19 protein-coding genes and 1 tRNA gene are annotated in these 24,453 nt (G+C 72.4%); 10 read left to right on the top strand and 10 right to left on the bottom strand.

What is annotated here, in order from left to right; genetic code table 11:
• Positions 1–56: 56 nt before the first annotated feature.
• Positions 57–3,932, bottom strand: a complete 3,876-nt coding sequence (locus ACFVTC_RS13175) for a Pls/PosA family non-ribosomal peptide synthetase (protein WP_390126659.1) — start codon at positions 3,930–3,932, stop codon at positions 57–59.
• A gap of 305 nt (positions 3,933–4,237) precedes the next feature.
• Positions 4,238–4,322 (bottom strand) — tRNA-Leu (locus ACFVTC_RS13170).
• Positions 4,323–4,510: 188 nt separating this feature from the next.
• Here ACFVTC_RS13170 and ACFVTC_RS13165 point away from each other — a divergent pair.
• From ACFVTC_RS13165 to ACFVTC_RS13155, 3 genes are all read left to right on the top strand, one after another.
• Positions 4,511–5,836, top strand: coding sequence for a M20/M25/M40 family metallo-hydrolase (locus ACFVTC_RS13165; RefSeq protein ID WP_390126658.1), 1,326 nt, complete (start codon positions 4,511–4,513; stop codon positions 5,834–5,836).
• Between the two features lie 144 nt (positions 5,837–5,980).
• Positions 5,981–6,214 carry a chaplin ChpH gene (chpH, locus tag ACFVTC_RS13160; protein WP_153291494.1) on the top strand — a complete coding sequence of 78 codons (234 nt, stop codon included), beginning with the start codon at positions 5,981–5,983 and terminating at the stop codon, positions 6,212–6,214.
• A 182-nt stretch (positions 6,215–6,396) separates the two neighbouring features.
• Positions 6,397–7,494 (top strand): chaplin, encoded by a 1,098-nt coding sequence (locus ACFVTC_RS13155; RefSeq protein WP_390126657.1) that lies wholly within the window; start codon positions 6,397–6,399, stop codon positions 7,492–7,494.
• 151 nt (positions 7,495–7,645) lie between these two features.
• Here the strand turns inward: ACFVTC_RS13155 and ACFVTC_RS13150 are convergent, their stop codons facing one another.
• Positions 7,646–7,834: a DUF5703 family protein gene (locus ACFVTC_RS13150; RefSeq protein WP_005319466.1), complete on the bottom strand. Its 189-nt coding sequence runs from the start codon at positions 7,832–7,834 to the stop codon at positions 7,646–7,648.
• A gap of 47 nt (positions 7,835–7,881) precedes the next feature.
• Here ACFVTC_RS13150 and ACFVTC_RS13145 point away from each other — a divergent pair, with 47 nt between their 5' ends.
• On the top strand, positions 7,882–8,589 hold the full coding sequence (locus tag ACFVTC_RS13145; RefSeq protein ID WP_390126656.1) for a hypothetical protein: 708 nt from the start codon (positions 7,882–7,884) through the stop codon (positions 8,587–8,589).
• Between the two features lie 170 nt (positions 8,590–8,759).
• Here ACFVTC_RS13145 and ACFVTC_RS13140 read toward each other — a convergent pair whose 3' ends face one another.
• Positions 8,760–11,075: a helix-hairpin-helix domain-containing protein gene (locus ACFVTC_RS13140; RefSeq protein WP_390126655.1), complete on the bottom strand. Its 2,316-nt coding sequence runs from the start codon at positions 11,073–11,075 to the stop codon at positions 8,760–8,762.
• A complete protein-coding gene (locus ACFVTC_RS13135) occupies positions 11,072–12,055 on the bottom strand; it encodes an aldo/keto reductase (RefSeq protein ID WP_356803817.1) in 984 nt (327 codons plus the stop codon). The genes ACFVTC_RS13140 and ACFVTC_RS13135 overlap by 4 nt, the downstream gene beginning before the upstream one ends.
• 151 nt (positions 12,056–12,206) lie before the next feature.
• Between ACFVTC_RS13135 and ACFVTC_RS13130 the strand changes: the two genes are divergently transcribed.
• Positions 12,207–13,262, top strand: coding sequence for an LLM class F420-dependent oxidoreductase (locus ACFVTC_RS13130; protein ID WP_168527310.1), 1,056 nt, complete (start codon positions 12,207–12,209; stop codon positions 13,260–13,262).
• Between the two features lie 245 nt (positions 13,263–13,507).
• Positions 13,508–14,296 (top strand): ferritin-like domain-containing protein, encoded by a 789-nt coding sequence (locus ACFVTC_RS13125; RefSeq protein ID WP_390126654.1) that lies wholly within the window; start codon positions 13,508–13,510, stop codon positions 14,294–14,296.
• A 96-nt stretch (positions 14,297–14,392) separates the two neighbouring features.
• Here the strand turns inward: ACFVTC_RS13125 and corA are convergent, their stop codons facing one another.
• On the bottom strand, positions 14,393–15,391 hold the full coding sequence (corA, locus tag ACFVTC_RS13120; protein WP_390126653.1) for a magnesium/cobalt transporter CorA: 999 nt from the start codon (positions 15,389–15,391) through the stop codon (positions 14,393–14,395).
• Between the two features lie 99 nt (positions 15,392–15,490).
• On the opposite strand from corA, the gene ACFVTC_RS13115 reads away from it, so the two are divergent.
• The 4 genes from ACFVTC_RS13115 (at position 15,491) to mshC (ending at position 19,242) form a co-directional block, all read left to right on the top strand.
• Positions 15,491–16,177 (top strand): histidine phosphatase family protein, encoded by a 687-nt coding sequence (locus ACFVTC_RS13115; protein ID WP_390126652.1) that lies wholly within the window; start codon positions 15,491–15,493, stop codon positions 16,175–16,177.
• 121 nt (positions 16,178–16,298) lie between these two features.
• The gene (locus tag ACFVTC_RS13110; RefSeq protein WP_148007673.1) at positions 16,299–16,889 is read left to right on the top strand and encodes a DUF3090 domain-containing protein; all 591 of its coding nucleotides are present in this window, start codon (positions 16,299–16,301) and stop codon (positions 16,887–16,889) included.
• Positions 16,853–17,680 (top strand): SCO1664 family protein, encoded by an 828-nt coding sequence (locus tag ACFVTC_RS13105; RefSeq protein WP_390126651.1) that lies wholly within the window; start codon positions 16,853–16,855, stop codon positions 17,678–17,680. The genes ACFVTC_RS13110 and ACFVTC_RS13105 overlap by 37 nt, the downstream gene beginning before the upstream one ends.
• 332 nt (positions 17,681–18,012) lie before the next feature.
• Positions 18,013–19,242 (top strand): cysteine--1-D-myo-inosityl 2-amino-2-deoxy-alpha-D-glucopyranoside ligase, encoded by a 1,230-nt coding sequence (gene mshC / locus ACFVTC_RS13100; RefSeq protein WP_390126650.1) that lies wholly within the window; start codon positions 18,013–18,015, stop codon positions 19,240–19,242.
• Positions 19,243–19,313: 71 nt separating this feature from the next.
• On the opposite strand, the gene ACFVTC_RS13095 is transcribed toward mshC, so the two are convergent.
• From ACFVTC_RS13095 to ACFVTC_RS13080, 4 genes are all read right to left on the bottom strand, one after another.
• Positions 19,314–19,991, bottom strand: coding sequence for a hypothetical protein (locus ACFVTC_RS13095; RefSeq protein ID WP_390126649.1), 678 nt, complete (start codon positions 19,989–19,991; stop codon positions 19,314–19,316).
• Between the two features lie 41 nt (positions 19,992–20,032).
• Positions 20,033–21,781, bottom strand: coding sequence for a S8 family peptidase (locus ACFVTC_RS13090; protein ID WP_390126648.1), 1,749 nt, complete (start codon positions 21,779–21,781; stop codon positions 20,033–20,035).
• Between the two features lie 475 nt (positions 21,782–22,256).
• A complete protein-coding gene (locus tag ACFVTC_RS13085; protein ID WP_390126647.1) occupies positions 22,257–23,264 on the bottom strand; it encodes a PAC2 family protein in 1,008 nt (335 codons plus the stop codon).
• A 410-nt stretch (positions 23,265–23,674) separates the two neighbouring features.
• The gene (locus tag ACFVTC_RS13080) at positions 23,675–24,346 is read right to left on the bottom strand and encodes a FadR/GntR family transcriptional regulator (RefSeq protein WP_390126646.1); all 672 of its coding nucleotides are present in this window, start codon (positions 24,344–24,346) and stop codon (positions 23,675–23,677) included.
• Positions 24,347–24,453: the final 107 nt, after the last annotated feature.

The raw sequence follows: 24,453 nt of genomic DNA, 5'->3' as shown, positions 1-24,453 counted from the left end.
CGCTGTGCTCGTACGACGTGCCGGTGCACCGTCCCCGGACGCCGTACGGGCCGCGCCTAGGAACGCCATGCCTCGATCGGGTTGCCCAGCCAGCGGGTGTCGTCGGGAACGGATTCCGCCGCCATGACGAGCGACGCGGGTCCCAGTGTGCTGCGCGCCCCGACTGTGCTGCCGGGAAGGACGATTCCGCCCGGGCCCAGGGTGGCGCCCTCACGGAGGACCACATTATCCGTCCGCAAGATCCGGTCGTGGAAGAGGTGGGTCTGCAGCACACAGCCACGGTTGACCGTGGAGGCGTCCTCCAGGGTGACGAGATCGGTCTCGGGCAGCCAGTAGCTCTCGATCCAGGTGCCCTTGCCGATCCGGGCGCCCAGGCCGCGAAGCCACGCCGTCATCAACGGCGTACCGGGCACGGATCCGGCCAGCCACGGCACGGCCACCACCTCGACGAACGTGTCCGCCAGCTCGTTGCGCCACACGAACCCGCTCCACAGCGGGTGCTCGCCGGCCCGGTGACGGCCGACCAGCAGCCACTTCGCGACGATGGAGAGCACCGCGGCGGCGGCACCGGCGACCAGCAGCACCACTCCGCTCAGCGCCCAGGCCCACACCCCCAGCGCGCTCAGCGCGGCGATGGTGAGCACGGCCAGCGCGGCCGAGCAGAACACCGGCACGATCCTGCACAGTTCCACCAGACCGCGGGCCCACAGCAGCCGCGCGGGCGGCTCGTAGGTACGGCTCTGGTCGCCGTCCTGGGTCGCGCGCGGCAGCTTCACCGGCGGCAGTCCCAGGTAGGAGCTGCCCTTCTTGGCCTTCTTCGGCGTCGCGGAGAGCACGCCGACCAGACCGCCGTCCGGCACACTGCGGCCCGGCGCGGTCATCCCGGAGTTGCCGAGGAACGCGCGGCGCCCGATCTCGGCCCGCCCGATGCGCATCCAGCCGCCGCCCAGCTCGTACGGAGCGGTCAGGGTGTCGTCCGCGAGGAAGGCTCCCTCGCCGACCGTGGTCAGGCTCGGCAGCGCCAGCACGGTGGAGACCTCGGCACCCCGGCCGATCTTCATCCCGAGCAGCCGCAGCCACACCGGTGTGATCAGTCCGGCGTACAGCGGGAACAGCGTCTCCCGGGACCGGTCCATCAGCTGGGTGACCGTCCAGGTCTGCCAGCCGACCCGGCTGTGCGTCGGGTACGTGCCCGCGCGCAGCCCGAGGCTGAGCAGCCGTACGCCGACCAGGATCAGCAGCGCGTACGTGAGCCCGAAGGCGAGCGTGGCCGGCACCAGCGCGATCACGGCGCCGCGCAGGGCCTCGCCGAGACCGGCGCCCGGCGTGACGAACCGGCTCGCCACGAGGAGCGCGGCCAGCCCACCGAGCAGCGGCAGCGCGGTCAGCGCGAAACCCGTCGCGCCGTACATCGCGCGCCAGTACGTGCCCCGGCGCGGGCGCTCCTTGGGCCAGGCGCGCTTCGCCTTCCCGAGCTTCACGGCGGGTGCTCCGGCCCAGCGCTGCCCGGTGGGGACCTGTCCGACGACGGCCGAGCCGGGAGCCACCTCGGCCCGCTTGCCCACGCGTGCCCCCGGGAAGAGGATGCTGCGGGTGCCGACGACGGCGTGCGCGCCCACCTTCACCGGGCCGATCTCCAGACGGTCACCGTCCAGCCAGTGTCCCGACAGGTCCACCTCGGACTCGACGGCGGCACCCCGGCCCAGCTTGAGCAGGCCGGTCACCGGCGGCAGGGAGTGCAGATCCACGTCCGTGCCGACCTTGGCGCCCAGGGCGCGTGCGTACCGCTCCAGCCAGGAACCCGTCAGAGAGGTCGCGCCGCTGAACTCGGCCAGCCGCTCGGCCGTCCACAGCCGCAGGTGCACGCTGCCGCCGCGCGGATGACGGCCGGGCTTGACGCCGCGCATCAGGAGCCGGGCCCCGCCCGCCGCGATGGCGAGCCGCCCCGGCGGGCTGAACAGGACGAGGGCGCCGGCGGCGACGAGCCACCACGAGGTGTTCGGCGCCCAGGGATAGGGACCGAACCAGTGCAGCACGTTCCCGAGCGCGGCCAGCGCCACGGTCCAGCGCAGCCCGAGCAGGGTGAAGAGCGGGACGAGGACGAGCAGCTGGACGACCTTGGCCCGCAGCGGGACGGGCGCGATGACACGCTCGGCGCCGTCGTCCTGCGCGGACTTCTCCAGGTGCCGGGCCAGCTTGCGCAGCACGGGCTGCTGGTAGATGTCGAGCACGGCGGCGCTGGGGTGGCGGGCGCGCAGCCGGGTGGTGAGCTGCGCGGCGGCGAGACTGCTGCCGCCGATCGCGAAGAAGTCGTCGGAGGCGCTGCCCACGGGGATGCCGAGGACCTCGCTCCACTGCTCGGCGAGCCAGGCCTCGGTGCCGTAGAGCTGTTCCTTCGGCCCGTCGGTGCCCAGGTCCTCCAGCGGCCAGGGCAGCGCGGCGCGGTCGACCTTGCCGGACGTCCGGGTCGGCAGGTCCCCGACCGGGGCGAGCAGCGGGACGAGGGCGGCCGGCAGCGCGGCGCGCAGCTTCTCGACGGCGCTCGCGTGGTCCCAGCCGTCCTGGGTGACGACATAGCCGACGAGGAGCTGGTTGCCGCCGCGGGCGGTGCGGACGGCGGCCGCGGCGCCGGCGACACCGGGCAGGGCCTGCAGGGCCGCGTCCACCTCGCCCAGCTCGATCCGGCGGCCGCCGAGCTTGATCTGCTCGTCGGCCCGCCCGAGGAAGACCAGCCCTTCGGGTTCGGCCTTGACCAGGTCACCGCTCCGGTAGGCGCGCTGCCAGCCGAGCGACTCCAGCGGCGCGTACTTCTCCGCGTCCTTCTCGGCGTCGAGGTAGCGGGCGAGACCGACCCCGCCGATCACCAGCTGGCCGCTGTCGCCCAGTGCGACCGGCTCGCCGGCCTCGTCGACGACGGCGAGCTCCCAGCCGTTGAGGGGCAGGCCGATACGGATCGGCTCCTCGCCGGTCATGAGGGAGGCGCAGGCGACGACGGTGGCCTCGGTGGGTCCGTAGGTGTTCCACACCTCGCGGCCCTCGGTCACCAGACGCTGCACCAGCTCGGGCGGGCAGGCCTCGCCGCCGAAGATCAGCAGCCGGACCTCGTTGAGGGTCTCCGGCTCCCAGAGGGCGGCCAGGGTGGGCACGGTGGAGACGACGGTGATCTCCTGCTCGACCAGCCAGGGACCCAGGTCGGCGCCACTGCGGACCTGGGAGCGCGGCACCGGCACCAGGCAGGCGCCGTACCGCCAGGCCAGCCACATCTCCTCGCAGGAGGCGTCGAAGGCGACGGAGAGGCCCGCCATGACCCGGTCGCCGGGTCCGATCGGGTCCTCGGTGAGGAAGAGGTCCGCCTCGGCGTCGACGAAGGCGGCGGCGCTGCGGTGGCTGACGGCCACGCCCTTGGGCCGGCCGGTGGAGCCGGAGGTGAAGATGATCCACGCGTCGTGGTCGACGCCGGGCCGCGCGGCGGGAACCTCGCAGACGCCGTTGACGGTCAGTCGGTGCCCGGCCCCCACGACCGCCCGTACCCCGGCTTCGCCGAAGACCAGCTCGGCGCGCTCGTCGGGGTCCTCGGCGTCCACCGGCACGTAGGCGGCGCCGGCCGCCAGCACGGCGAGGACGGCGACGTACAGGTCGTTGGTGCCCGAGGGGACGCGGACGCCGACGCGGTCGCCGAGGCCCACCCCGGCGTCGCTCAGCCGCGCGCGCAGGTTCTCGACCTCGACGGACAGGGCGCGGTAGGTGAGGCTGCGGTGTCCGTCGTCGAGGGCGGGCTCGTCGGGGTACGCGCGGACGGTGGCGTCGAGGATGTCGACCAGGGTGCGGGGAGAGGCGGCGGCGGAGGCGGAGAAGCGCGCCGGGTCGCCGAACTCCGCGCGCACCTCCTCGTCGAACAGTGCGAAAGCGGGGCCTTGCTCGAGGGCTGCCATCAGGTCCTCACGAGTTGTTCCCGGAGCGTCCGGGGCGCTGGTGGGCCCGCAGGTATGCCTGGGGATATTCCGGTCCAGCTCCAAACAAGCGTGGAATTTTAGTACGACGCTAGTCGCGTGCCTGGTCATCAGCCATGTGGAGAGGCCGCCCGAGGCATCGGAACCGATCATTCCACTGTGTGGGCGACGCTCTGACGTGGGGGTATGTCAGGCTGACGAGATCTGCCCCACATCCGTCCGTGACGCGGCGGACACAACGAGCGAGGGCCGCGACCTGACGGTCGCGGCCCTCGCTCATCACTGTGTGTCCGAGGGGGGACTTGAACCCCCACGCCCGATAAAGGGCACTAGCACCTCAAGCTAGCGCGTCTGCCATTCCGCCACCCGGACAAGGTGTCTGTCGCGCGGGGTTTCCCTCGCGGCGACAGAGGAAACATTACCAGGCTTTCGAGGGCCTCCGATCACACCCCGTCGCCGCGTGAACGGCGCGTGACGGGCCGGGACCGGCCTTGGGCCGGGCGGGGGGTGGGGGAGAGGATGAGGGGGGACCACCAGCAGTGACAGTGGGAGGAAGCAGCGTGAGCGAGTCCAACGCGACCAGGAGCGTCTCCGGCGAGGACGAGGTCGTGGACCTCTGTCGCGACCTGATCCGGATCGACACCAGCAACTACGGCGACCACTCCGGGCCGGGTGAGCGCAAGGCCGCGGAGTACGTGGCCGAGAAGCTCGCCGAGGTCGGGCTCGAACCGCAGATCTTCGAGTCCCACCAGGGCCGCGCCTCCACGGTGGCCCGCATCGAGGGCGAGGACCCCTCGCGGCCCGCGCTGCTCATCCACGGTCACACGGACGTCGTGCCGGCCAACGCGGTGGACTGGACCCACCACCCGTTCTCCGGTGAGATCGCGGACGGGATGGTCTGGGGCCGCGGCGCGGTCGACATGAAGGACATGGACGCCATGACGCTGGCGGTCGTACGGGACCGGCTGCGCACCGGCCGCAAGCCGCCCCGCGACATCGTCCTCGCCTTCCTGGCGGACGAGGAGGCCGGCGGTACCTGGGGCGCCCGGCACCTGGTCGACAAGCACCCGGACCTCTTCGACGGCGTCACGGAGGCGATCGGCGAGGTCGGCGGGTTCTCCTTCACGGTCAACGAGAAGCTGCGGCTGTATCTCGTCGAGACCGCGCAGAAGGGCATGCACTGGATGAAGCTGACCGTGGACGGCACCGCCGGGCACGGTTCGATGATCCACCGGGACAACGCCATCACCGAGCTGTCCGAGGCCGTCGGCCGACTGGGCCGGCACAAGTTCCCGGTGCGCGTGACCAAGACCCTGCGGCACTTCCTCGACGAGCTCGGCGACGCCCTCGGCACCGAGCTCGACCCCGAGAACATGGACGAGACGCTGGCCAAGCTCGGCGGCATCGCCAAGCTCATCGGCGCCTCTCTGCAGAACACCGCCAATCCGACCCAGCTGGGCGCCGGTTACAAGGTCAACGTGATCCCCGGGCAGGCGACCGCCCACGTCGACGGGCGCTATCTGCCGGGGTACGAGGAGGAGTTCCTCGCCGATCTGGACCGGATCCTCGGTCCGCGGGTCAGGCGCGAGGACGTGCACGCGGACAAGGCACTGGAGACCACCTTCGACGGAGCGCTGGTCGACGCCATGCAGACCGCGCTGTCCGCCGAGGACCCGATCGCCCGCGCCGTCCCGTACATGCTCTCGGCCGGCACCGACGCGAAGTCCTTCGCCGACCTCGGGATCCGCTGCTTCGGCTTCGCCCCGCTGAAGCTGCCGCCGGAGCTGGACTTCGCGGGCATGTTCCACGGGGTCGACGAGCGGGTGCCGGTGGACGCGCTGCGGTTCGGTGTGCGGGTCCTCGACCGGTTCATCGAGGCGTCCTGACGTGTTGACGCCCGCAATCGACCGTGCGTACGGAGGCCGCCCGGGACGAGTGAATCCGACGATAAGCTCGTAGCTCCATTACTCCTTCCTCGTTACAGGTGATGCGATCCGAAGCTGGGATCGCATTGCCAACAAGGAGGAATAATGATCAAGAAGGTCGTCGCCGCTGCGGCTGCCACTGGTGGTCTGGTTCTCGCGGGTGCGGGCCTGGCCGTCGCCGACTCGGGTGCTCAGGGTGCCGCCGTGCACTCCCCGGGCGTCGTTTCCGGCAACGTCATTCAGGTGCCCGTTCACATCCCGGTGAACGTCTGCGGCAACACGGTCTCCGTGATCGGGCTGCTGAACCCCGCCTTCGGCAACACCTGCATCAACCACTGACGTTGTGCCCCACCCCCTGGGGTCCGGCTCCACCGGGGCCCGACTCCACGAGGGGCTGAGCGGCCGGCCCCGGAGCGCGCGTCATGCGCTCCGGGGCCGACCGGCTTCCGCGCACGCGCCGGTAAGGGGTGCGCGCGCTTTCCGGATGGTCCAAGCCGAGGGCTAAGGCAGGGAAAACAGCTATGCGACAGGTCACCCGCAAGGGCCTGATGACCGTGGCGGCCGCGACCGGCGTGATCGCCGCGACCGGGGGCTACGCGCACGCCGACTCGGGTGCGAGCGGCTTCAGTTCCAACTCACCCGGCGTGCTGTCGGGCAACACGGTGCAGGCGCCGGTGCACGTGCCGGTCAATGCCTGCGGAAACACCGTGAACGTCGTCGGGTTGCTGAACCCGGCGATGGGCAACACGTGCGTCAACCAGGGCGGCGGTGCGTCGTCCTCCGGAGGTCGCGGAGGCGGCTACGGGGGCGGTCACGGGAGCGGTCACGGTGGTGGTGCGCACGCAGGCGGGCACGCCGTCGGCTCCCCGGGGGTCGGCTCCGGCAATCACATCCAGGTACCGATCGACGTGCCGGTCAACGCCTGTGGCAACAGCGTGAACGTGATCGGAATCGGCAACGGGGCGCTGGGCAACGCGTGCGGGAACGGTACCGGCGGACACGGCGGCGGCCACCAGACACCTCCGGGACACCCCGGTCACCCCGGTCACCCCGGTCACCCGGGATATCCGGGTCACCCCGGTCACCCGGGTCACCCCGGTCACCCGGGTCAGCCCGGTCACCCAGGGCACCCCGGACATCCGGGTCAGCCCGGTGAGCCTGGTCACCCTTGTCCTCCCGACCACCACCACCCGGGGTACCCGGGTGAGCCCGGTCACCCCGGACATCCGGGTCACCCCGGTCACCCCGGACATCCGGGTGAGCCTGGTCACCCGGGTCATCCGGGCCACCCTGGGCATCCCGGCCAGCCGGGGAATCCGGGCCAGCCCGGTACCCCCGGTACCCCCGGCCAGCCTGGAACTCCTGGCACCCCGGGTCAGCCCGGAACTCCTGGAACTCCTGGCACCCCGGGTCAGCCTGGAACCCCCGGTACCCCGGGTCAGCCCGTGACGCCGGCGCACCCCGCTCACCCGGGGACGCAGTCCGTCTCCCAGCCGCACAGCGCCGCGCAGCTCGCCCACACCGGCAGTGAGCTGCCGCTCGGCGCGGTGATCCCGGCGGGCGCGGGCGCGCTCCTGGCGGGTGCGGTGCTCTACCGCCGGGCGCGCGCGAGCGCGTAACCGGTACGACGGGCGGGCCGGGGGACAGGCACGCACACGGCCGCGGGCACCGGCACATGTGCCATCGCGACACCACCCGTGTCCCCCGGTGGCGCCGCGAACCCGGCGGGCCCCGCACTGGCGGGGCCCGCTCCGTTTCAGCCGCTTCCGCTCACCACGTGGCACGCACCTGGCGGATGATCCGCCGGCGCAGCCGCACCCTGCGGCTGCCGTCGCGATGCAGGCTGAGGCGGTCCAACTCCCAGTGTCCGTACTCCGCATGGTCCGTCAGCAGACGTGTGGCCTCCTTGCGGGAAACCCCGCGCGGTACGTACACGTCGACAAATTCGTATTCCGGCATCGCATCTATTGTGCGGGCAGAGGCCGTGTACGGATAGCGTCTGCACTATGTCTGATGCTGTGCAGCCCACCGCTGCCGAGGTACGCGCCGCCGCCGAGGCTGTCAAGACCGCACTCGACCGCCACTTGGCCGCGGTCGAGCACAGGTCGGGCGACGACGACCCGGCCGTCTACGAGGCGTTCAACGAGCTGGCCGCCGCGGCCGAGGAGTACGACGAGCTGCTCTACGACCGCTACGACGAGGTCACTCCCTTCGAGATCCCCGCCGGCGACGACACACTGCCGCCGTACACGGGCCCCGAGGAGCCGAACGCCCTGAGCGTCCTGATCCGCCGGGACTACGCGGTGGTGGAACCCCAGCGACTTCTGGCGCAGGCCCAGCGGGTGGAGGCGGTGGAGGAGGACGGCGCCACCGCGGCCGCGGGCTTCGACGCGGCGTCCGGCACGGTCCACGGGGCGCTCGGTGTCCTGTTCGGTGAGTTCGAACCGGACGAGATCGCCTCCCGGCACAAGGAGTTCGGTCTGGAGGAGGGCGACTCCACTCTCTGGGTCACGGCCGCGGACGACCCGGCCGACCCCGGCGAGTGGCTGGAGACCCCCTTCGAGGCGATCGACCCCCAGCGCGTCGTCTGCCGTTTCGACGTCAGCGCGGTCTTCGACGACGAGTCGGACGACGAGGAAGAGGACGACGACCTCGACACGGACTCCGAGCTGGACGAGGACGGAGACCTGGAGCCCCTGGACGCCGATCGCTGATCCCGGCGCGAGGAGGCGGCGGTCACCGGAGCCCGGTGGCCGCCACCTTTTTGTCTGCGAGGCCCGCGCGCGAGGGCCCGTCGGCGAGGGCCCGTCTGCGAGGCCCTCCCGTGTGGCCCGGGGGTGAGGGGCCACACGGTGCGGGCCGCCCGGTGACCTGCCCGTGTGGCTCAGCCCGCGGTCGGGACCTGTGCCCTGAGCAGGACCGGCAGGCGCGTGGTGCGCGGCTTCTGCGGGACCTCGGCCACCGCCCGCTGCAGCGCCTGCTCCACCCCGTGGACCACGGACAGATGGCGCTCGGCGCGACCGAAGGCGGTGTAGACCCACGGTCTGGTCAGGGCGGCCGCGGCGTCGCCCGGGAGCACGACGACCGCGGCGGGCCAGCGCAGGCCGACCGCCTGGTGCGCGGTGAGGGCCCACCCGAGCCGAACGGACTGTTCCACCCGCTCCTTCGGTACGACGACGGGGACGCCCGAGCAGTCCAGGTGCAGCCCGTCGGTGTCGGCCTTCACCACATGACCCGGCATCGTCCGGCCCGGCGCGGGGGAGTAGGCGATCCGGTCACCCGGGTCGAAGCCCCCGAAGCGGCCGGGGCCCGGGTTGAGCCGTTCCTTGAGCGCGGTGTTGAGCGCGCGGGTGCCCACCGCGCCGCCGTGCCCCGGAGTGATCACCTGCGTCTGCCCGGCCGGGATGCCGATCGCGCGCGGCACCGAGTCCGCGACCAGCTGCACGGTGCGGTGCACCGCCTCACCGGCGTCGCGCACCGGAACGATCACGACTTCCTTGCCGGGAGCCTCGACCTGGTTCAGCTCGCCGATCCCGACGCCGGAGACCAGCTCCCCGACGGGTCCCGGGTCCGGCGTCCGCGAGGCGACCTGCGGGCACACGCGGGCGGCGAGCAGGTCCGCGAAGACCCTGCCGGGCCCCGCGGACCACAGCACCCCCGGGTCCCCGCTCAGCACCAGCCGTGCGCCGTCCGGCAGGGACTCGGCGAGCACGGCCGCCGTCTCGACGTCGAGCTGGGGTGCGTCGAGGACGACGAGGAGGTCCAGGTCCAGGGCGCCGTCCGTGTCCCGGCCCGGGCCCTCGGCGCCGGACAGCAGATCGGCGACGGTGACGACGGCGGTGTCCTTGCCGCCGTCGGACCCGTCGGACCCGTCGGCCAGGTCGTGCCCGGCCGGTCCTGAGACGTGGAGGTCACGGCCGCCGGCGGTGTGCGTGGCGGCCCAGGAGCGCAGGCCGAGGCCGCGCGCGGCGTGCAGCAGGGCCGCCGCCTCGGCCCGGGAGGCGTCCCCGCCGGTGTGCAGGACCAGGCCGTGGCCGGCGACCGTGCGGATCAGTTCGGCGGCCGAGCGGCCGGCGGAGGCGGCGGCCTGTTCCCAGCCGGCCGCCGAACCCTCGTCCTTCGGCGCGGAGTTCATCACCCGGGCCAGCCCGTCGGCGAGACTCTCCTCCGCGAGCGCGTACCGCTCCAGGCTCACGAGGACGCGTACCGGGCGCTCCTCGCCTTCTTCGCCCTCTTCGGCGCTCTCCTCGGCGTCGTCGCGTGCGGGGGCCGCCACGGGGGCCGTCGTCTCCAGCGCGTCCTGGAAGACCAGGGCCTCGCCCTCGGCGAGGGTGCTCTGCACGGCCTCGTCCGGGTCCGGGACGGCGCGCTGGGAGAGCGCGGCGGTGAGCGCCGGAGCGTCGAGGGCGGTGTGCCCGGCGAGCGCCGCCTGTTCGAGGAGCCACACGGTGAGGGCGCGGCCGCGCCGCTCGTCGTCCGGACCGCACTCCGCGCCGAGCAGTGCCCGCGCGAACCCGTCGGCCTGCTCGGGCCGCACCCCGGTGACCCGCAGCAACTGCCAGGGGTCCTCGCGCAGCTGTCCGTCCGCGCCCTCGCCCAGGGCGGCGACGACCTGCGGTGCGAGTCCGTCGGGAGCGCCGCCGCCGGTCAGGACGGCACGAACGGCCTCGACGGTCCGCGGGGCGGGAGCCGACGGGGACGCGGCAGGGGCGGACACCGGTCGCGGGCGTCGCGCGGGCTCCGGCGTTTCACCGCGCGGGGCCTGCTCGGGCTCGCGGAGGGCGGTGGCGACGGGCTTCTCGCCGCTCTCCACGGCCCGTACCGCCGCCAGCAGGTCGGCGGCGGTCCCGCTGAGCCCGGTACCGGCGGCGATCGGACCCCGCTTCTCGGCCTTCCGCCGCTCGATCCGCTCCCGCTCCAGGCGCTGGGCCGCCAACTCGGCCGCGGCCTCGGTCAGCTGGGCGGCGCCCTCGGTCCCGGCTCCGGCGCCCTCGGTCTTGTCCGTGGCTCCCTCGGCCGGGCCCTCGGCACTCCGCGGCTCGCCCTCGACGTCTCCGTCCGGGCCCTCGTCCGTGTCCACACCCGTGGAGGAGGCGTCACCCGCCCCGGTCACCTCACCCGCCCCGGGGGTGTCGCCCTCCGCCGCGGCGCCCAGGGCCCCCGGCTCCGCTTCCTCCGTGGTCTCGGGCTCCGTGCTCACAGCGTGCTCCAGTCGTGATCGGGATAGTGGTGCACCGGTGCCGACACATCGTCGAGCGCCCGGCAGATCTCGTCAGGAAGACTAAGGGCCTCCACTGACAGCGCGCCCATGAGCTGCTGCGCGTTGCGCGCGCCGACGATCGGGGCGGCGACCCCGGGGCGGTCGCGGATCCAGGCGAGCGCGACCTGGAGCGGCGTGACCGCGAGGCCGTCCGCGGCGGTCGTCACCGCGTCCACGATGCTGCTCGCCGTGTCGTCCAGGTAAGGCGCGACGAAGGGCGCGAGATGCTCCGAGCCGCCCCGGGAGTCGGACGGCGTACCGCCCCGGTACTTCCCGGTGAGTACGCCCCGGCCGAGCGGGGAGGAGGGCAGCAGCCCGACGCCGAGGTCGAGGGCCGCGGGCAGCACCTCCCGTTCGACGCCGCGCTGGAGCAGGGAGTACTCCATCTGCGTACTGGCCAGCCGGGTCCGCGTCCCGGGCGCGGCGAGCTGCCAGGTCGCCGCCTTGGCGAGCTGCCAGCCGCAGAAGTTCGACACGCCCGCGTATCGGGCGCGTCCGCTGCTGACCGCGAGGTCGAGTGCCTGGAGGGTCTCGTCCAGCGGGGTGCCGGGGTCGAAGGCGTGCACGTGCCACAGGTCCACGTAGTCGGTGCCCAGACGCTGGAGCGAGGCGTCGAGTGCCGACAGGAGGTGTCCGCGCGAGCCGTCGAACCGCCGGTCCGGGTCGGGCACGCTGCCCGCCTTGGTGGAGATGACCAGGTCGCGGCGTGGCACCAGTCCTTCTATGAGTTGTCCGAGCACGTACTCGGCCTCCCCGTCGCCGTACACGTCCGCGGTGTCGACGAGGTTCCCGCCCGCTTCCCAGAACACCTTCAACAGCTCCGCGGCGTCATGCTCGTCGGTGTCCCGCCCCCAGGTGAGGGTGCCGAGTCCGATCCGGGACACGCGAAGGCCGGTACGGCCGAGATGCCTCTGCTCCATGGACGCCGAGATTACTGGCCAGAACTCACCTCGTGGTGGCCCTGTGGACAACCTGGATGATCAGACCCGGAACCCGTTCCTGCCAGGATGCCCGCCCGCGCGCTAGGGTCTCCGGCACAAGGGACGTTACTGATGGGTAAGGGGATCGGTCATGCAGCTCGGGATCAACCTCGGCTACTGGGGTGCCGGAATGGACGCGGACAATCTGGCCGTCGCCCAGGAGGCCGACCGGCTCGGATACGCCGTCTGCTGGGCCGCCGAGGCCTACGGCTCCGACGCGGCGACCGTGCTCAGCTGGGTCGCCGCACAGACCGAGCGCATCGACGTCGGCTCGGCCATCTTCCAGATCCCGGCCCGGCAGCCGGCGATGACCGCGATGACCGCCGCCACCCTCGACTCGCTCTCCGGCGGCCGCTTCCGCCTCGGCCTCGGCGTGTCCGGGCCGCAGGTCTCGGAGGGCTGGTACGGCGTCAAGTTCGACAAGCCGCTGGCCCGGACCCGCGAGTACGTGGAGATCGTACGGAAGGCGATGACCCGGGAGCGGCTCTCGTACGAGGGCGAGCACTGGACGCTGCCGCTGCCGGGCGGGCCCGGCAAGCCGATCAAGCTGACGGTGCACCCCGAGCGCGAGCACATCCCGCTGTACGTCGCGGCGATCGGCCCGAAGAACCTGGAGCAGACCGGTGAGATCGCCGACGGCGCGCTGCTGATCTTCCCCTCGGCGGAGCACCTTGAGGACACCGCGATCACGTATCTGCGCGCGGGCCGGGAGAAGGCCGGCCTGACGATGGAGGGCTTCGACGTCTGCCCGACGCTGCCGCTCTCCGTCGGCGCCGACAAGGACGTGACGGCGCTCGCCGACATGTTCCGCCCCTACACCGCGCTGTACGTCGGCGGGATGGGCAGCCGCAAGCAGAACTTCTACAACCAGCTCGCCCAGCGCATGGGGTACGAGAAGGAGGCCGCGGAGATCCAGGACAAGTACCTGTCCGGCGACAAGGAGGGCGCCGCGGCCGCCGTCCCGCACGCGCTGATCGACCAGACCACGCTGCTCGGCTCCGTCGACCGCATCGCCGACCGGATGCGCGCGTACGCGGCGGCCGGCGTCACCACGCTCACCCTGGCGCCCGCGGGCTTCACCCTGGACGATCGCATCGCCTCGCTCCGCGCCGGCACCGACGCTCTGGAGCGCGCCGGTCTGGCGTAACGCGACGGATCACGTCGGATTACCTCGAGATGTACCGACAGGGGAGTTCTGCGGCCGTGGTGGGGGCTCGGGGGTCTTCCCCGCCACGGCCGTCACCGTGAACAACGCGTGGGAGCCCGCTCGGTTACGCGCCCTGGCCTCTCTGTCCCTCCTTCGTTCGGCGGATTTGTCCGACACATCGGTTGCCGGGTCTCCGGCATCCGATTTGACTCGTTTTCTGCGGAACCTGTGGAGAGGTGCGAGTCATGCTTTCGGCCAAGAGTCTGTTCCAGGAGATCCTCGACAACGACGAGTCGTTCCGGCTCTTCTGTTCCATCGCCGCCAGCGGCGAATCGCAGGGCGGCTGGGAGAACGGGCGCATCGCCGCGCTCGTCCCCCCGGACGAACGCGGGCTCGCGCCGAAGATCGCCCGGCACGGCGCCGACGAGGACAAGCACGGGCGGATCTTCAACGCCCTGATGAAGAAGCGGGGCCTGGCCCCGGTCGCCGTCCCGGCCGACACGGACTACACGATGCTCCTCGAACGCCGGGGCATCGGCCTCGCCCACGAGAAGCTCAGGAGCGAGCAGCGGCTCAGCGTGCGGGACATCGTCACGTATCTCGCCCACAGCCGGGTCACCGAGCAGCGCGCGTCCGAGCAGATGGATCTGTTGCGCAGGCACTTCGCGGACCATCCCGATCTCGGCCGCGCCGTCCGGATGATCTCCGACGACGAGGACGGCCATCTCGCCTACTGCCACGAGGAACTGCTGCGCTTCGCTTCGGCCGGGCACGGCCACGCCATCCGGCGGACGCTGCGCGCCTGCGCGCTCGCCGAGATCCGCGTCTACCGGGACGTCAGCCTCGCGGTGACGGCCCACATGGGGCGCATCCTCGGCTGGCCCCGGGTCAAGGCGGTGACGCTCACCGCGGGCATCCACGCCGTCTACGCCTACGAGCGGGCGGGCGGCTGGCGGCGCATGGTCTCCCTGAGGATGCCCGAACGGCGTGACGCGCTGGGCGGTCCCCCGGCCGCGGCGCACGAGTTCGCGTGATCCGCGGCCGGACGCCCCGTCCGGTCCACGCGGCCGACGGCAGGCCGGACTCGGGTGCCCCGGCTGCCGGTGCCCCGGCCGTGTGCGAACCCGCCGCTACAGCCAGCCCCGCCGTTTGAAGAGCCGGTACAGCAGGATCTCCAGCGTGACCATCCCCAGGACCACCGCCGGGTACCCCCACAGCCAGTGCAGCTCCGGCATGTGATCGAAGTTCATGCCGTAGATCCCGGCGATCAGGGTGGGGACCGCGGCCATCGCCGCCCACGCGGAGATCTTCCGCATGTCGTCGTTCTGCCGCACGCTCATCTGCGCGAGATGCGCCGAGAGGATGTCCGACACCAGCCGGTCCAGACCCTCCACCGACTCGTTCACCCGCGCCAGATGGTCGTTGACGTCCCGGAAGAAGGGCTGCGCCGCGGCGTTCACGAACGGCACGGCGGTACCGCTCGCGCCGGTTCCGGCGAGCCGGGTCAGCGGGACGGCCAGCGGGCCCGTCGCCCGGCGGAACTCCAGGACCTGGCGCTTGAAGGCGTAGATCCTGGACGCGGTGTTCCGCGAGCCCCCGACGGACGGTGAGAAGACCTCGGCCTCCAGTTCCTCCAGGTCGGCGCCCAGCTCGGTCGCCACCTCCAGGTAGTGGTCCACCGTGGCGTCGGCGATCGAGTAGAGCACCGTCGTCGGCCCGCGCCGCAGCGACTCGGGGTCCGCCTCCAGACGGCGCCGTACGGCCGCGAGCGGTGAGCTCTCGCCGTGCCGGACGGTCACCGCGAACGCGTCCCCGACGAAGACCATGACCTCGCCGGCGGTCACGACGTCACTCTCCGGTTCGTAGCAGACCGGCTTGAGGACCATGAACAGCGAGTCGTCGTAGACCTCCAGCTTGGGCCGCTGGTGCGCCTTCAACGCGTCCTCGACCGCCAGCGGGTGCAGCCCGAACTCGCTGCTCACGAGATCGAACTCCTGTTCGGTCGGTTCGTTCAGGCCGATCCAGACGAACGCGTCGCCCTCGGCACGCGCCGTGTCCAGGGCGTCGGAGAGGTCCTCGGGGCCCTCGGTCCGGTGCCCGGCGCGGTAGATGGCCCAGTCGACGATCACGGAGCGTATTCTCCCGCCGCCCCGGCCGGCGCGCACGCCGGGCTCCGGTTGTCCACAGGCCCGGACGGGTCCGGGCGTCACCCGTTTACGCTGGTTCGCATGCCCACCCTGATCCTCGTCCGGCACGGACGCTCGACCGCCAACACCGCGGGTCTGCTCGCCGGCTGGACCCCCGGCGTCGCCCTCGACGAGCGCGGGGCCCAGCAGGCCGCGGCGCTGCCGGGGCGACTCGCCGCGCTGCCGCTCTCCGAAGTCGTCACCAGCCCCCTGCAGCGCTGCCAGGAGACCGTGCAGCCGCTGCTGGACGTCCGGCCCGAGCTGCGCGCGCACACCGAGGAGCGCATCGGCGAGGCGCACTACGGCGACTGGTCCGGCCGCAAGCTCGCCGAGCTGAGGGACGAGCCGCTGATGGAGGTCGTCCAGGCGCATCCCTCGGCGGCGGCCTTCCCCGGCGGCGAGTCAATGCGCGCCATGCAGACCCGCGCCGCCGAGGCGGTACGCGAGTGGAACGCGCGCGTCGAGCGCGACCACGGCAGCGACGCCGTGTACCTCATGTGTTCGCACGGCGACATCATCAAGTCGCTCGTCGCCGACGCACTCGGACTTCACCTGGACCTCTTCCAGCGGATCTCTGTCGAACCGTGTTCCATCACCGCCATCCGCTACACACGACTGCGTCCGTTCCTCGTCCGCCTCGGGGACACCGGCGATCTCGCCTCCCTGGCGCCGCACGAGGAGCCCCCGAGCGGCGACGCCCCGGTCGGGGGCGGTGCGGGCGCACCGTGATCGTCGGCCGCAGTAGGGTGAAGCGGTCGAAGCAGCGCATCAGTTGTCAGCAAGTCGTCAGCAACCGATGCGGGCCGACGCAGTCAGCCGGTCCGCATGCCGAATCCAATGGAGACAGGACGTGTCCCGTCAGGTGTTCCTCTACGACCCCCCGGACCGTTTCGTGGCCGGTACGGTCGGGTTGCCCGGGCGCCGTACCTTCTTCCTGCAGGCCTCCTCGGGCCCCCGGGTGACCAGCGTGGCGCTGGAGAAGACCCAGGTCGCCGCACTCGCCGAGCGCATGGACGAGCTCCTCGACGAGGTCGTACGGCGCACCGGCGGCATCGCCCCGGTCCCGGCCGTCGCCTCGGCCGAGGTGTCCGACACCGCCCCCCTCGACACGCCCGTCGAGGAGGAGTTCCGGGTCGGCACCATGGCGCTCGCCTGGGACGGTGACGAGCAGCGCATGATCGTCGAGGCGCAGGCCCTCGTGGAGCTCGACGCCGACTCCGACGAGGACCTCGCCGAGGCCGAGGAACGGCTCCTCCAGGACGAGGAGAACGGTCCGCCGATGCTCCGCGTCCGGCTCACCGGCGCGCAGGCCCGTGCCTTCGCCAAGCGCGCCCTCGACGTCGTCAACGCGGGCCGGCCGCCCTGCCCGCTGTGCAGCCTCCCGCTCGACCCGGAAGGACACGTATGTCCGCGCCAGAACGGATACCGCCGCGGAGCGTGACCACGGCCGAGCTGCTCGCCCAGGGCGAGCTGAAGGTGCGCGGACAGATCCGTGAGGCCTCGAACGCGGTGCTGTACTGCACCGTCTCGTACGAGGGCCGCGACGCGTTCTGCGTCTACAAACCGGTCGCCGGGGAGCGCCCCCTGTGGGACTTCCCGGACGGCACTCTTGCGCAGCGCGAGGTCGCCGCGTACGAGGTCTCCCAAGCGACCGGGTGGGGGCTGGTGCCCACCACCGTGCTGCGCGACGGCCCCTACGGCGAGGGCATGTGCCAGCTGTGGGTCGAGGCGTCCCCCGAGGACGACGGGGCCGGCCTGCTCGCCCTGGTGGACGACGAGGAGCCCGCGGAGGGCTGGAAGGCCATCGGCTTCGCCGAGGTGGGCGAGGGGCGCACGGCGCTGCTCGTGCACGCCGACGACACGCGGCTGCGCCGGCTCGCCGTCCTCGACGCCGTGATCAACAACGCCGACCGCAAGGGCGGCCATCTGCTGCCCACCGGTGAGGGGCGGCTGTACGGCATCGACCACGGGGTGACCTTCAACGCGGACAACAAACTGCGCACGCTGCTGTGGGGCTGGGCCGGGGAGCCGCTGACCGCGGAGGCCCTCGACGTCCTCGCCTCGCTGCGGGACGGCCTCGCGTCCGGCGCGCCGCTCGCCACCCGGCTGGCCGAACTCATCACCACCGCCGAGATCGACGCCACGCGCGATCGTGTCGAGGCGATGCTCGCCTCGGGGAAGCATCCGGAACCGAGCGGGGAGTGGCCGGCGATTCCCTGGCCACCGGTCTGAGGCGACCTCCGGCCCTGTGGCCGCCGATGTGAGGAACCCGACGCGAAGGACGCCGCAGGGTGGGTGCGATCGCCCGGTACGCGCCGGGGCCGCGCTCTTCTACTGCCCTTGGCGCACACAGGTGCGATGCCATACCCGGCATTGCGTGCTTATGTCTCCATATGCGCGGACGTGAGGCCAGGTCGACTCCGCCGCGACCGAGCCCAGTCGCTCCCGCGCAGGCCGGAAAGAGCGCCGAATGCACAGTGAGATGTCCCGCACAAGAGGGCCTTCCGGGCCATCAGGCCTGGTCCGGTTCGTATACGGAAGTTCCGTCCGGTTAGGCTCATGACATGCATGCCTGGCCCGCTTCTGAGGTCCCCGCCCTGCCCGGTGAGGGCCGCGACCTCCGGATCCACGACACCGCGACCGGCGGTCTTGTCACTCTCGACCCCGGTCCCGTCGCCCGTATCTACGTCTGCGGCATCACGCCGTACGACGCGACCCACATGGGTCACGCGGCGACCTACAACGCGTTCGACCTCGTTCAGCGCGTGTGGCTCGACACCAAGCGGCAGGTTCACTACGTCCAGAACGTGACCGACGTCGACGACCCGCTCCTGGAGCGGGCGGAGCGCGACGGCGTCGACTGGGTGGCACTCGCCGAGCAGGAGACCGCCCTCTTCCGCGAGGACATGACCGCCCTGCGGATGCTTCCGCCGCGGCACTACATAGGCGCCGTCGAGGCCATACCCGGCATCGTGCCGCTCGTCGAGCGACTGCGGGACGCGGGGGCCGCGTACGAGCTCGAAGGAGACGTGTACTTCTCCGTCGAGTCCGACCCCCACTTCGGCAACGTGTCCGGCCTGGACGCCGCCGCGATGCGTCTGCTGTCCGCCGAGCGGGGCGGCGACCCGGACCGTCCGGGCAAGAAGAACCCGCTCGACCCGATGCTCTGGATGACCGCGAGGGAGGGTGAGCCCAGCTGGGACGGGGGCTCGCTCGGCCGCGGCCGGCCCGGCTGGCACATCGAGTGCGTGGCCATCGCCCTGGATCACCTGGGGATGGGCTTCGACGTCCAGGGCGGCGGCTCCGACCTCGCCTTCCCGCACCACGAGATGGGCGCCTCGCACGCCCAGGTGCTCACCGGTGAGTTCCCGATGGCCAAGGCGTACGTCCACGCCGGCATGGTCGGACTGCACGGCGAGAAGATGTCGAAGTCGAAGGGCAATCTCGTCTTCGTGTCCGGCCTCCGGCGCGACGGGGTCGACCCGGCCGCCATCCGGCTCACGCTCCTCGCCCACCACTACCGCACCGACTGGGAGTGGACGGACACCGTCCTCGCGGACGCGGTCGCCCGCCTGGAGAACTGGCGCGCCGCCGTGTCCCGGCCCGACGGCCCGTCCGCCGAGGCGGTCGTCGAGGAGATCCGCGACGCCCTGGCGAACGACCTGGACGCGCCGGCCGCGCTCGCCGCGGTCGACCGCTGGGCGGCGCTCCAGCACGAGCGGGGCGGCACGGACGAGGGTGCCCCCGGCGTGGTCTCGCGCGCCGTGGACGCCCTGCTGGGTGTCGCGCTGTAGCCCGTGGGCTTCGTACATGAGGGGCGCCGGGCGGTGGTTTCCGCCCGGCGCCCTGTCGTCCGCTCAGACCGTCACTGGTGCACGATGACGGCCTGCACCGTGCCGCTGTCGCGGTCGTAGACGCCGATGACCTGCTGCCCGTGGGCGAAGGCCCGCTGGACCTCGTCGTGCGTCACCCGGCCGGGGTTCACCAGGGGACGCCAGGCGTTGTCGATGAACAGGTGGAGGACGGACGGCTGGCCCGGGAGCGGGGCGACCACGTCCCAGAAGTGCAGGGCGGTCCCGCTCACCAGCGTCTGCGACGCGACGGCGCCCATCGGCACCGGTGACTGTGCCTGCCACGGCAGCTGTCCCTGACCCGGCATCTGACCCGGCATCTGACCCGGCATCGGTCCCGGCAGCTGTCCCTGCGGTTGTCCGCCGAGTTGCTGAAGGAGCTGCTGGAAGGGCTGCTGCTGCCCCATCTGCTGGAGCTGCTGGCGCAGGTGCGGCGGGACCTGCTGGGACATCGGCTGAGGCGACATCTGCGGAGACGTCTGCTGCTGTCCGGGGAACTGTTGCCCGAAGAACTGTTGTCCGAACGGCTGCTGCCCGGGGGACTGCTGTCCGAACAGCTGTTGGCCGGGGGACTGCTGTCCGAACGGCTGCTGCGGCTGCTGCCCGAAGGGCTGCGGCGGTGCCGTGCTCGGGCCCTGCGACGGGTTGTGCTGGTGCCCTTGCTGCTGACTCATCTGCGGGGTGGTGCTCATACGGGTGCCACCTTCCGTGAATCGTGGACTCTGCGGGTACGTCAGCCGGTGACCACCAGGCCGACGATCTCGTCGTCCGAGAACCAGACGCGTACGTCGGGCCGTCCGCCCGCGAAGGCGGAGTGCACCGCCTGGCGGATCTCGAGGGACGGGTCGTTCAGGCTGCGCCAGTCACCGGCCACGAACAGCCGGAGCCTGGGCGGGAGTTCGCGCGGGTACGGCAGCAGCTCGTCCCAGTACCGTTCGGCCCGGCCCGAGCCGACCGCCTCCGGCAGCAGTCGGGTGACCGCCGCCCTGATGTCCGGCCGGTTGCCGATCCGCTGGGAGGCGGGCCGGCCCGGCGCGTCCTGCTGGGGGGAACCACCGGCCCGCAGCACCGCGCGGGCGAGCTCCGGTGACATCGGGTCCTGCCCGGCCGTCCTGAGCATGCCCTGCAGCGCGGCCAGCGCCCCGGCCACCACCGGGGACGCGGAGGAGGTCCCCGAGAACGTGTCCGTGTACCAGCCGGTCTCCTCGGCGCCGCCCTGCAGATCGCCGGGCCGGTCCCAGAATCCGCCGGTCGTCGTGACCTCGAGCCCCCAGCCCTGCGCGTCCACCCGTGCGCCGTAGTTGGAGAACGCCAGCCGCGAGCGGTCGGGGCCGTGATCGCGGCCGTGCGTGCCCGGCGGCGGCGCCCCCGCGCCGACCAGCACCGCGCCGGAGGACGGGTGGGAGGGGTTGAAGGGGTTGCGCCACCACGCGGGGAACTCGGCGGGACGGCGCTCGTACACCGCGTCGTCGAGCGAGTCGGCGCCGTTGCCCGCCGCCGCGACCACGAGGACGCCCTTGGCGGTCGCGTACCGGATGGCCGCGAAGTTGTCGGGCCACCACTCGATCGGTATGTATCCCCGCTGGTCGTCGCGTTGTTCGAAGTCGAACCGCGGGCCGGGCGCGTGCAGTTCGACCAGCAGGAGATCACCGGGACTCAGCCGGTCGGCCGCCGCGTGGATCGCGGCCGCCGTGCCGATGCCCTGGAAGGACGCGGCCGCGGTCACCGCGTCCGGCGCGATGCCGGTGATCCCGCACTCGTCGCGTTCGGCGCCGATGACCCCGATGACCGCGGTGCCGTGGTTGCGCCAGGCGAGGTCCGACAGCGGGGTGCCGACGACGACACCGGTGAGCTTCGCCGCCAGGTCCTCGTGGCCGAGCTGCCAGGCCCCCTCCACGTCGATCACCGTCACGCCCCGGCCCGTGCCGCCCGGCCGCTGCCAGGCCCAGTACGCGTCGATGCCCTCGGGCGCCGGTCGGAGATAGCCCTGGCGGCTGGTGAAGTCCGGCGTGACCGGCGCGCCCTCCTTCACCCGCCGGCCGCCGTCGGCACCCTCCGCGGTGTGTCCGGCGGGCCCCGCCGAGGCGGGAACGGCGCCGGGCTTCACGTACGCCGTGTCGATCCCGGGCAGCGCGGCGATCCGTGAGCGCAGTTCCTGGGCGCGGTTACCGCCGCCGCGCAGCCGGTGGAAGAGCGTGAGGTCGGGGCTGATGTCGCCGCCCGCCGCGGCGGCCTGCCGTAGTCGCTCCTCGCTGCCGAACAGCGGCTCCAGTGCGAGGTGTTCGTCGCTGAGGAACATGTTGACGGCCGAGACGTCCGCGCCCACCGCCGAGTGGACGCCCTCGGGGCGGGCGCGCAGCCGTGCCTCGGGGCGGGCGACGACGATCAGCTCCTCTTCCGCCCCTCGATAGGTGAATCCCGCTCCGTCCGGCCCTGGCCCGGTCGTTCCCGGGCCCTTCGCCGGCTCTCCCTGGTCGGTCATCGCGTGCCGCTCCCTTCGGTCCCCGCGGGCGCGCTGTCGGGTGTCCGCGGTGGTGCCGCTCGGTCCGTGCGGGTGCTGTGTCGCGGGACGACGCGGTGTCACTCCCCGTCCCGGGGCCACGCCTTCGGGGCACAACCTGGCACGCCCACGGCGACTCGTCCACCCCGCCTTCGCGAACCACGTTTGAAAACAAGTTGAATGGGGAAACCTGTGCAATCCGTCCTGAAAGAGATGTCACGCAGGAATCAGGCCAAAGGCTGCGGAGAGTGGGTCATGGGGCGGGCGGGCAGGGGTGGTTGGCGCCGAACGGCGTGACCACCACCGCGCCACCCGGACGGGACCCGCGTGCCGTGCGGCGCGTCGCACGCCCTCCTCGGCACGGTGCCGGACGTGCGGCGGGGCGGCGCGCCGTGTGCGCACCGCCCCGCCCGCGTGAATCGCCCGTCCGAACCGCCCGCTCGACCCGGCCGCCCGCTCAGTCCTCCGACGAGTCCTCGTCCTCGGCGCCGCTGCCGCTGCCGGTGTCCGGCTTCGGGGGCTTGGGCGGCTTCGGGCGCGCGCCCGGGTTGTCCCGCAGATAGGACGGGCTGTCACTGCCGTCGGCCGTGGCGTGGCCGCCGGGAGCCGGGCCCGCCGGACCCCCGCCGTCCCGTCGCCGCAGATACCGCTCGAACTCGCGAGCGATGGCCTCGCCCGACGCCTCCGGCAGTTCGGCGGTGTCCCGGGCCTCCTCCAGTGTCTGCACGTACTCGGCGACCTCGCTGTCCTCGGCGGCCAGCTGGTCGACGCCCAGTTGCCAGGCCCGCGCGTCCTCGGGCAGCTCACCCAGCGGAATCCGCAGGTCGATGAGGTCCTCCAGGCGGTTGAGGAGGGCGAGCGTCGCCTTCGGGTTCGGCGGCTGCGAGACGTAGTGCGGTACGGCCGCCCACAGCGACACCGCCGGTACACCCGCGTGCGTGCACGCCTCCTGGAGGATGCCGACGATGCCCGTGGGGCCCTCGTACTTCGTCTCCTCCAGGTCCATCGTGCGGGCCAGGTCGGAATCGGAGGTGACCCCGCTGACCGGCACCGGACGGGTGTGCGGGGTGTCGCCGAGCAGCGCGCCCAGGATCACCACCAGCTCCACACCCAGCTCGTGCGCGAAGCCGAGCAGCTCGTTGCAGAACGAGCGCCACCGCATCGACGGCTCGATGCCCCTCACCAGCACGAGATCGCGCGGCTTCTCGCCGCCGACCCGGACCACCGACAGACGCGTGGTCGGCCAGGTGATCTTGCGCACGCCGCCGTCCAGCCACACCGTGGGGCGGTTCACCTGGAAGTCGTAGTAGTCCTCGGCGTCGAGTGCCGCGAAGACCTCGCCCTTCCACTCCCTGTCCAGGTGCGCGACCGCGGCGGAGGCGGCGTCGCCGGCATCGTTCCAGCCTTCGAACGCGGCCACCATGACTGGGTCGATCAGCTCGGGAACCCCCTCCAGCTCGATCACCCAGCGCCTCCTTCCGACGTGCCCTCGCGTACGTCCCAACCTTACGGCGTGCCGAGGGTGCCTCCGCAGCCCCCTTGCACAGGGGAGTGAACGGATCACTGCCCCGTTCCTCCCCCTGAAACACCCTCCAGTCATCCGAGCTGTTCTTGGTCAACCTCACCGGCGACCTGGGGGCATCGCCCCGTGGGCGGGTGATACGTCCGATGACCGCGGGAGTGGTGTGTACGACGCCCGGACGCTGTCCGCCGGCTGCCGGACCCGTACGCCCCGGACCTGTGGAAAAGGGCGCCCGGGGCCCGCGGGACGTCGGCGCCCGGGGCCTGCGGGAAAGGACGGGCAGGGATGCGCCCCCGCCGCCGGCCGGTCCGGCGGCGGACTCCGCGTGGCGGCGGACTCCGCGCGGCGGACGGTCAGAGTGTGCTGCGCAGCCACTGCTCCACGCTCGCGATGTGCACCGTCGCCCAGGAGCGGGCCGCCTCCGCGTCACGGTCGCGCAGCGCGGTCAGGATGGCCCGGTGCTCGTGGAGGGTGCGGCTGACCGCGTCCTCCTGGGTCAGACCGCGCCAGACCCGCGCCCGGGTGGTGGGCCCGGAGAGGCCGTCCAGCAGGGAGCACAGGACCGAGTTCCCGGAGGTCTGCACGATTCCCCGGTGGAACTCGAGGTCGCAGGCGACGAGTTCCTCCACCGAGGGCGCGGTGCCGAGCGCGTCCAGTTGGGAGGCCAGCGCGTCCAGTTGCCGTTCGCTGATCCTGGAGGCGGCCATCGCGGTCGCCGCGGGCTCCAGGATGCGGCGCACGGCGAGGAATTCCAGCACCGTGTCGTCACGGTGGAAGTCGACGACGAAACTCAGCGCCTCGAGGAGGAGCTGGGGATCCAGGCTGGTCACGTACGTGCCGTCGCCCTGGCGCACGTCCAGGATGCGGATCAGCGAGAGCGCCCGCACCGCCTCCCGCAGGGAGTTGCGGGAGAGCCCGAGATCCGCGGCGAGCTCGCTCTCCTTGGGAAGCCGGTCGCCGGGGCCCAGCGTGCCGGAGACGATCATGCCCTTGATCTTCTCGATCGCCTCGTCGGTGACTGCCATGGCGGACCCCCCTGTCGCTCCGGATGTCTCTCAGACCTCCGATGTCTCAGGCCATTATGTGGGGTCGGAGCGTGGTCCGGACACGGAATCCCTGGCCGGATCGGGCG

Origin of the sequence: Streptomyces sp. NPDC057950, assembly GCF_042887295.1 — a bacterium.
In the GTDB taxonomy this organism is placed as follows: domain Bacteria; phylum Actinomycetota; class Actinomycetes; order Streptomycetales; family Streptomycetaceae; genus Streptomyces; species Streptomyces kaempferi.
The sequence above is the reverse complement of the archived record's forward strand: the minus strand, read 5'-3'. Positions and strand labels throughout refer to the sequence as shown.

Excerpts from the sequence above, each read along its gene's own strand:
- ACFVTC_RS13175 (WP_390126659.1), bottom strand. The coding sequence starts at position 3,932 with ATGGCAGCCCTCGAGCAAGGCCCCGCTTTCGCACTGTTCGACGAGGAG.
- chpH (WP_153291494.1), top strand. The coding sequence starts at position 5,981 with ATGATCAAGAAGGTCGTCGCCGCTGCGGCTGCCACTGGTGGTCTGGTT.
- ACFVTC_RS13155 (WP_390126657.1), top strand. The coding sequence starts at position 6,397 with ATGCGACAGGTCACCCGCAAGGGCCTGATGACCGTGGCGGCCGCGACC.
- ACFVTC_RS13150 (WP_005319466.1), bottom strand. The coding sequence starts at position 7,834 with ATGCCGGAATACGAATTTGTCGACGTGTACGTACCGCGCGGGGTTTCC.
- ACFVTC_RS13145 (WP_390126656.1), top strand. The coding sequence starts at position 7,882 with ATGTCTGATGCTGTGCAGCCCACCGCTGCCGAGGTACGCGCCGCCGCC.
- ACFVTC_RS13135 (WP_356803817.1), bottom strand. The coding sequence starts at position 12,055 with ATGGAGCAGAGGCATCTCGGCCGTACCGGCCTTCGCGTGTCCCGGATC.
- ACFVTC_RS13130 (WP_168527310.1), top strand. The coding sequence starts at position 12,207 with ATGCAGCTCGGGATCAACCTCGGCTACTGGGGTGCCGGAATGGACGCG.
- ACFVTC_RS13125 (WP_390126654.1), top strand. The coding sequence starts at position 13,508 with ATGCTTTCGGCCAAGAGTCTGTTCCAGGAGATCCTCGACAACGACGAG.
- ACFVTC_RS13115 (WP_390126652.1), top strand. The coding sequence starts at position 15,491 with ATGCCCACCCTGATCCTCGTCCGGCACGGACGCTCGACCGCCAACACC.
- ACFVTC_RS13105 (WP_390126651.1), top strand. The coding sequence starts at position 16,853 with ATGTCCGCGCCAGAACGGATACCGCCGCGGAGCGTGACCACGGCCGAG.
- mshC (WP_390126650.1), top strand. The coding sequence starts at position 18,013 with ATGCATGCCTGGCCCGCTTCTGAGGTCCCCGCCCTGCCCGGTGAGGGC.
- ACFVTC_RS13095 (WP_390126649.1), bottom strand. The coding sequence starts at position 19,991 with ATGAGCACCACCCCGCAGATGAGTCAGCAGCAAGGGCACCAGCACAAC.
- ACFVTC_RS13090 (WP_390126648.1), bottom strand. The coding sequence starts at position 21,781 with ATGACCGACCAGGGAGAGCCGGCGAAGGGCCCGGGAACGACCGGGCCA.
- ACFVTC_RS13080 (WP_390126646.1), bottom strand. The coding sequence starts at position 24,346 with ATGGCAGTCACCGACGAGGCGATCGAGAAGATCAAGGGCATGATCGTC.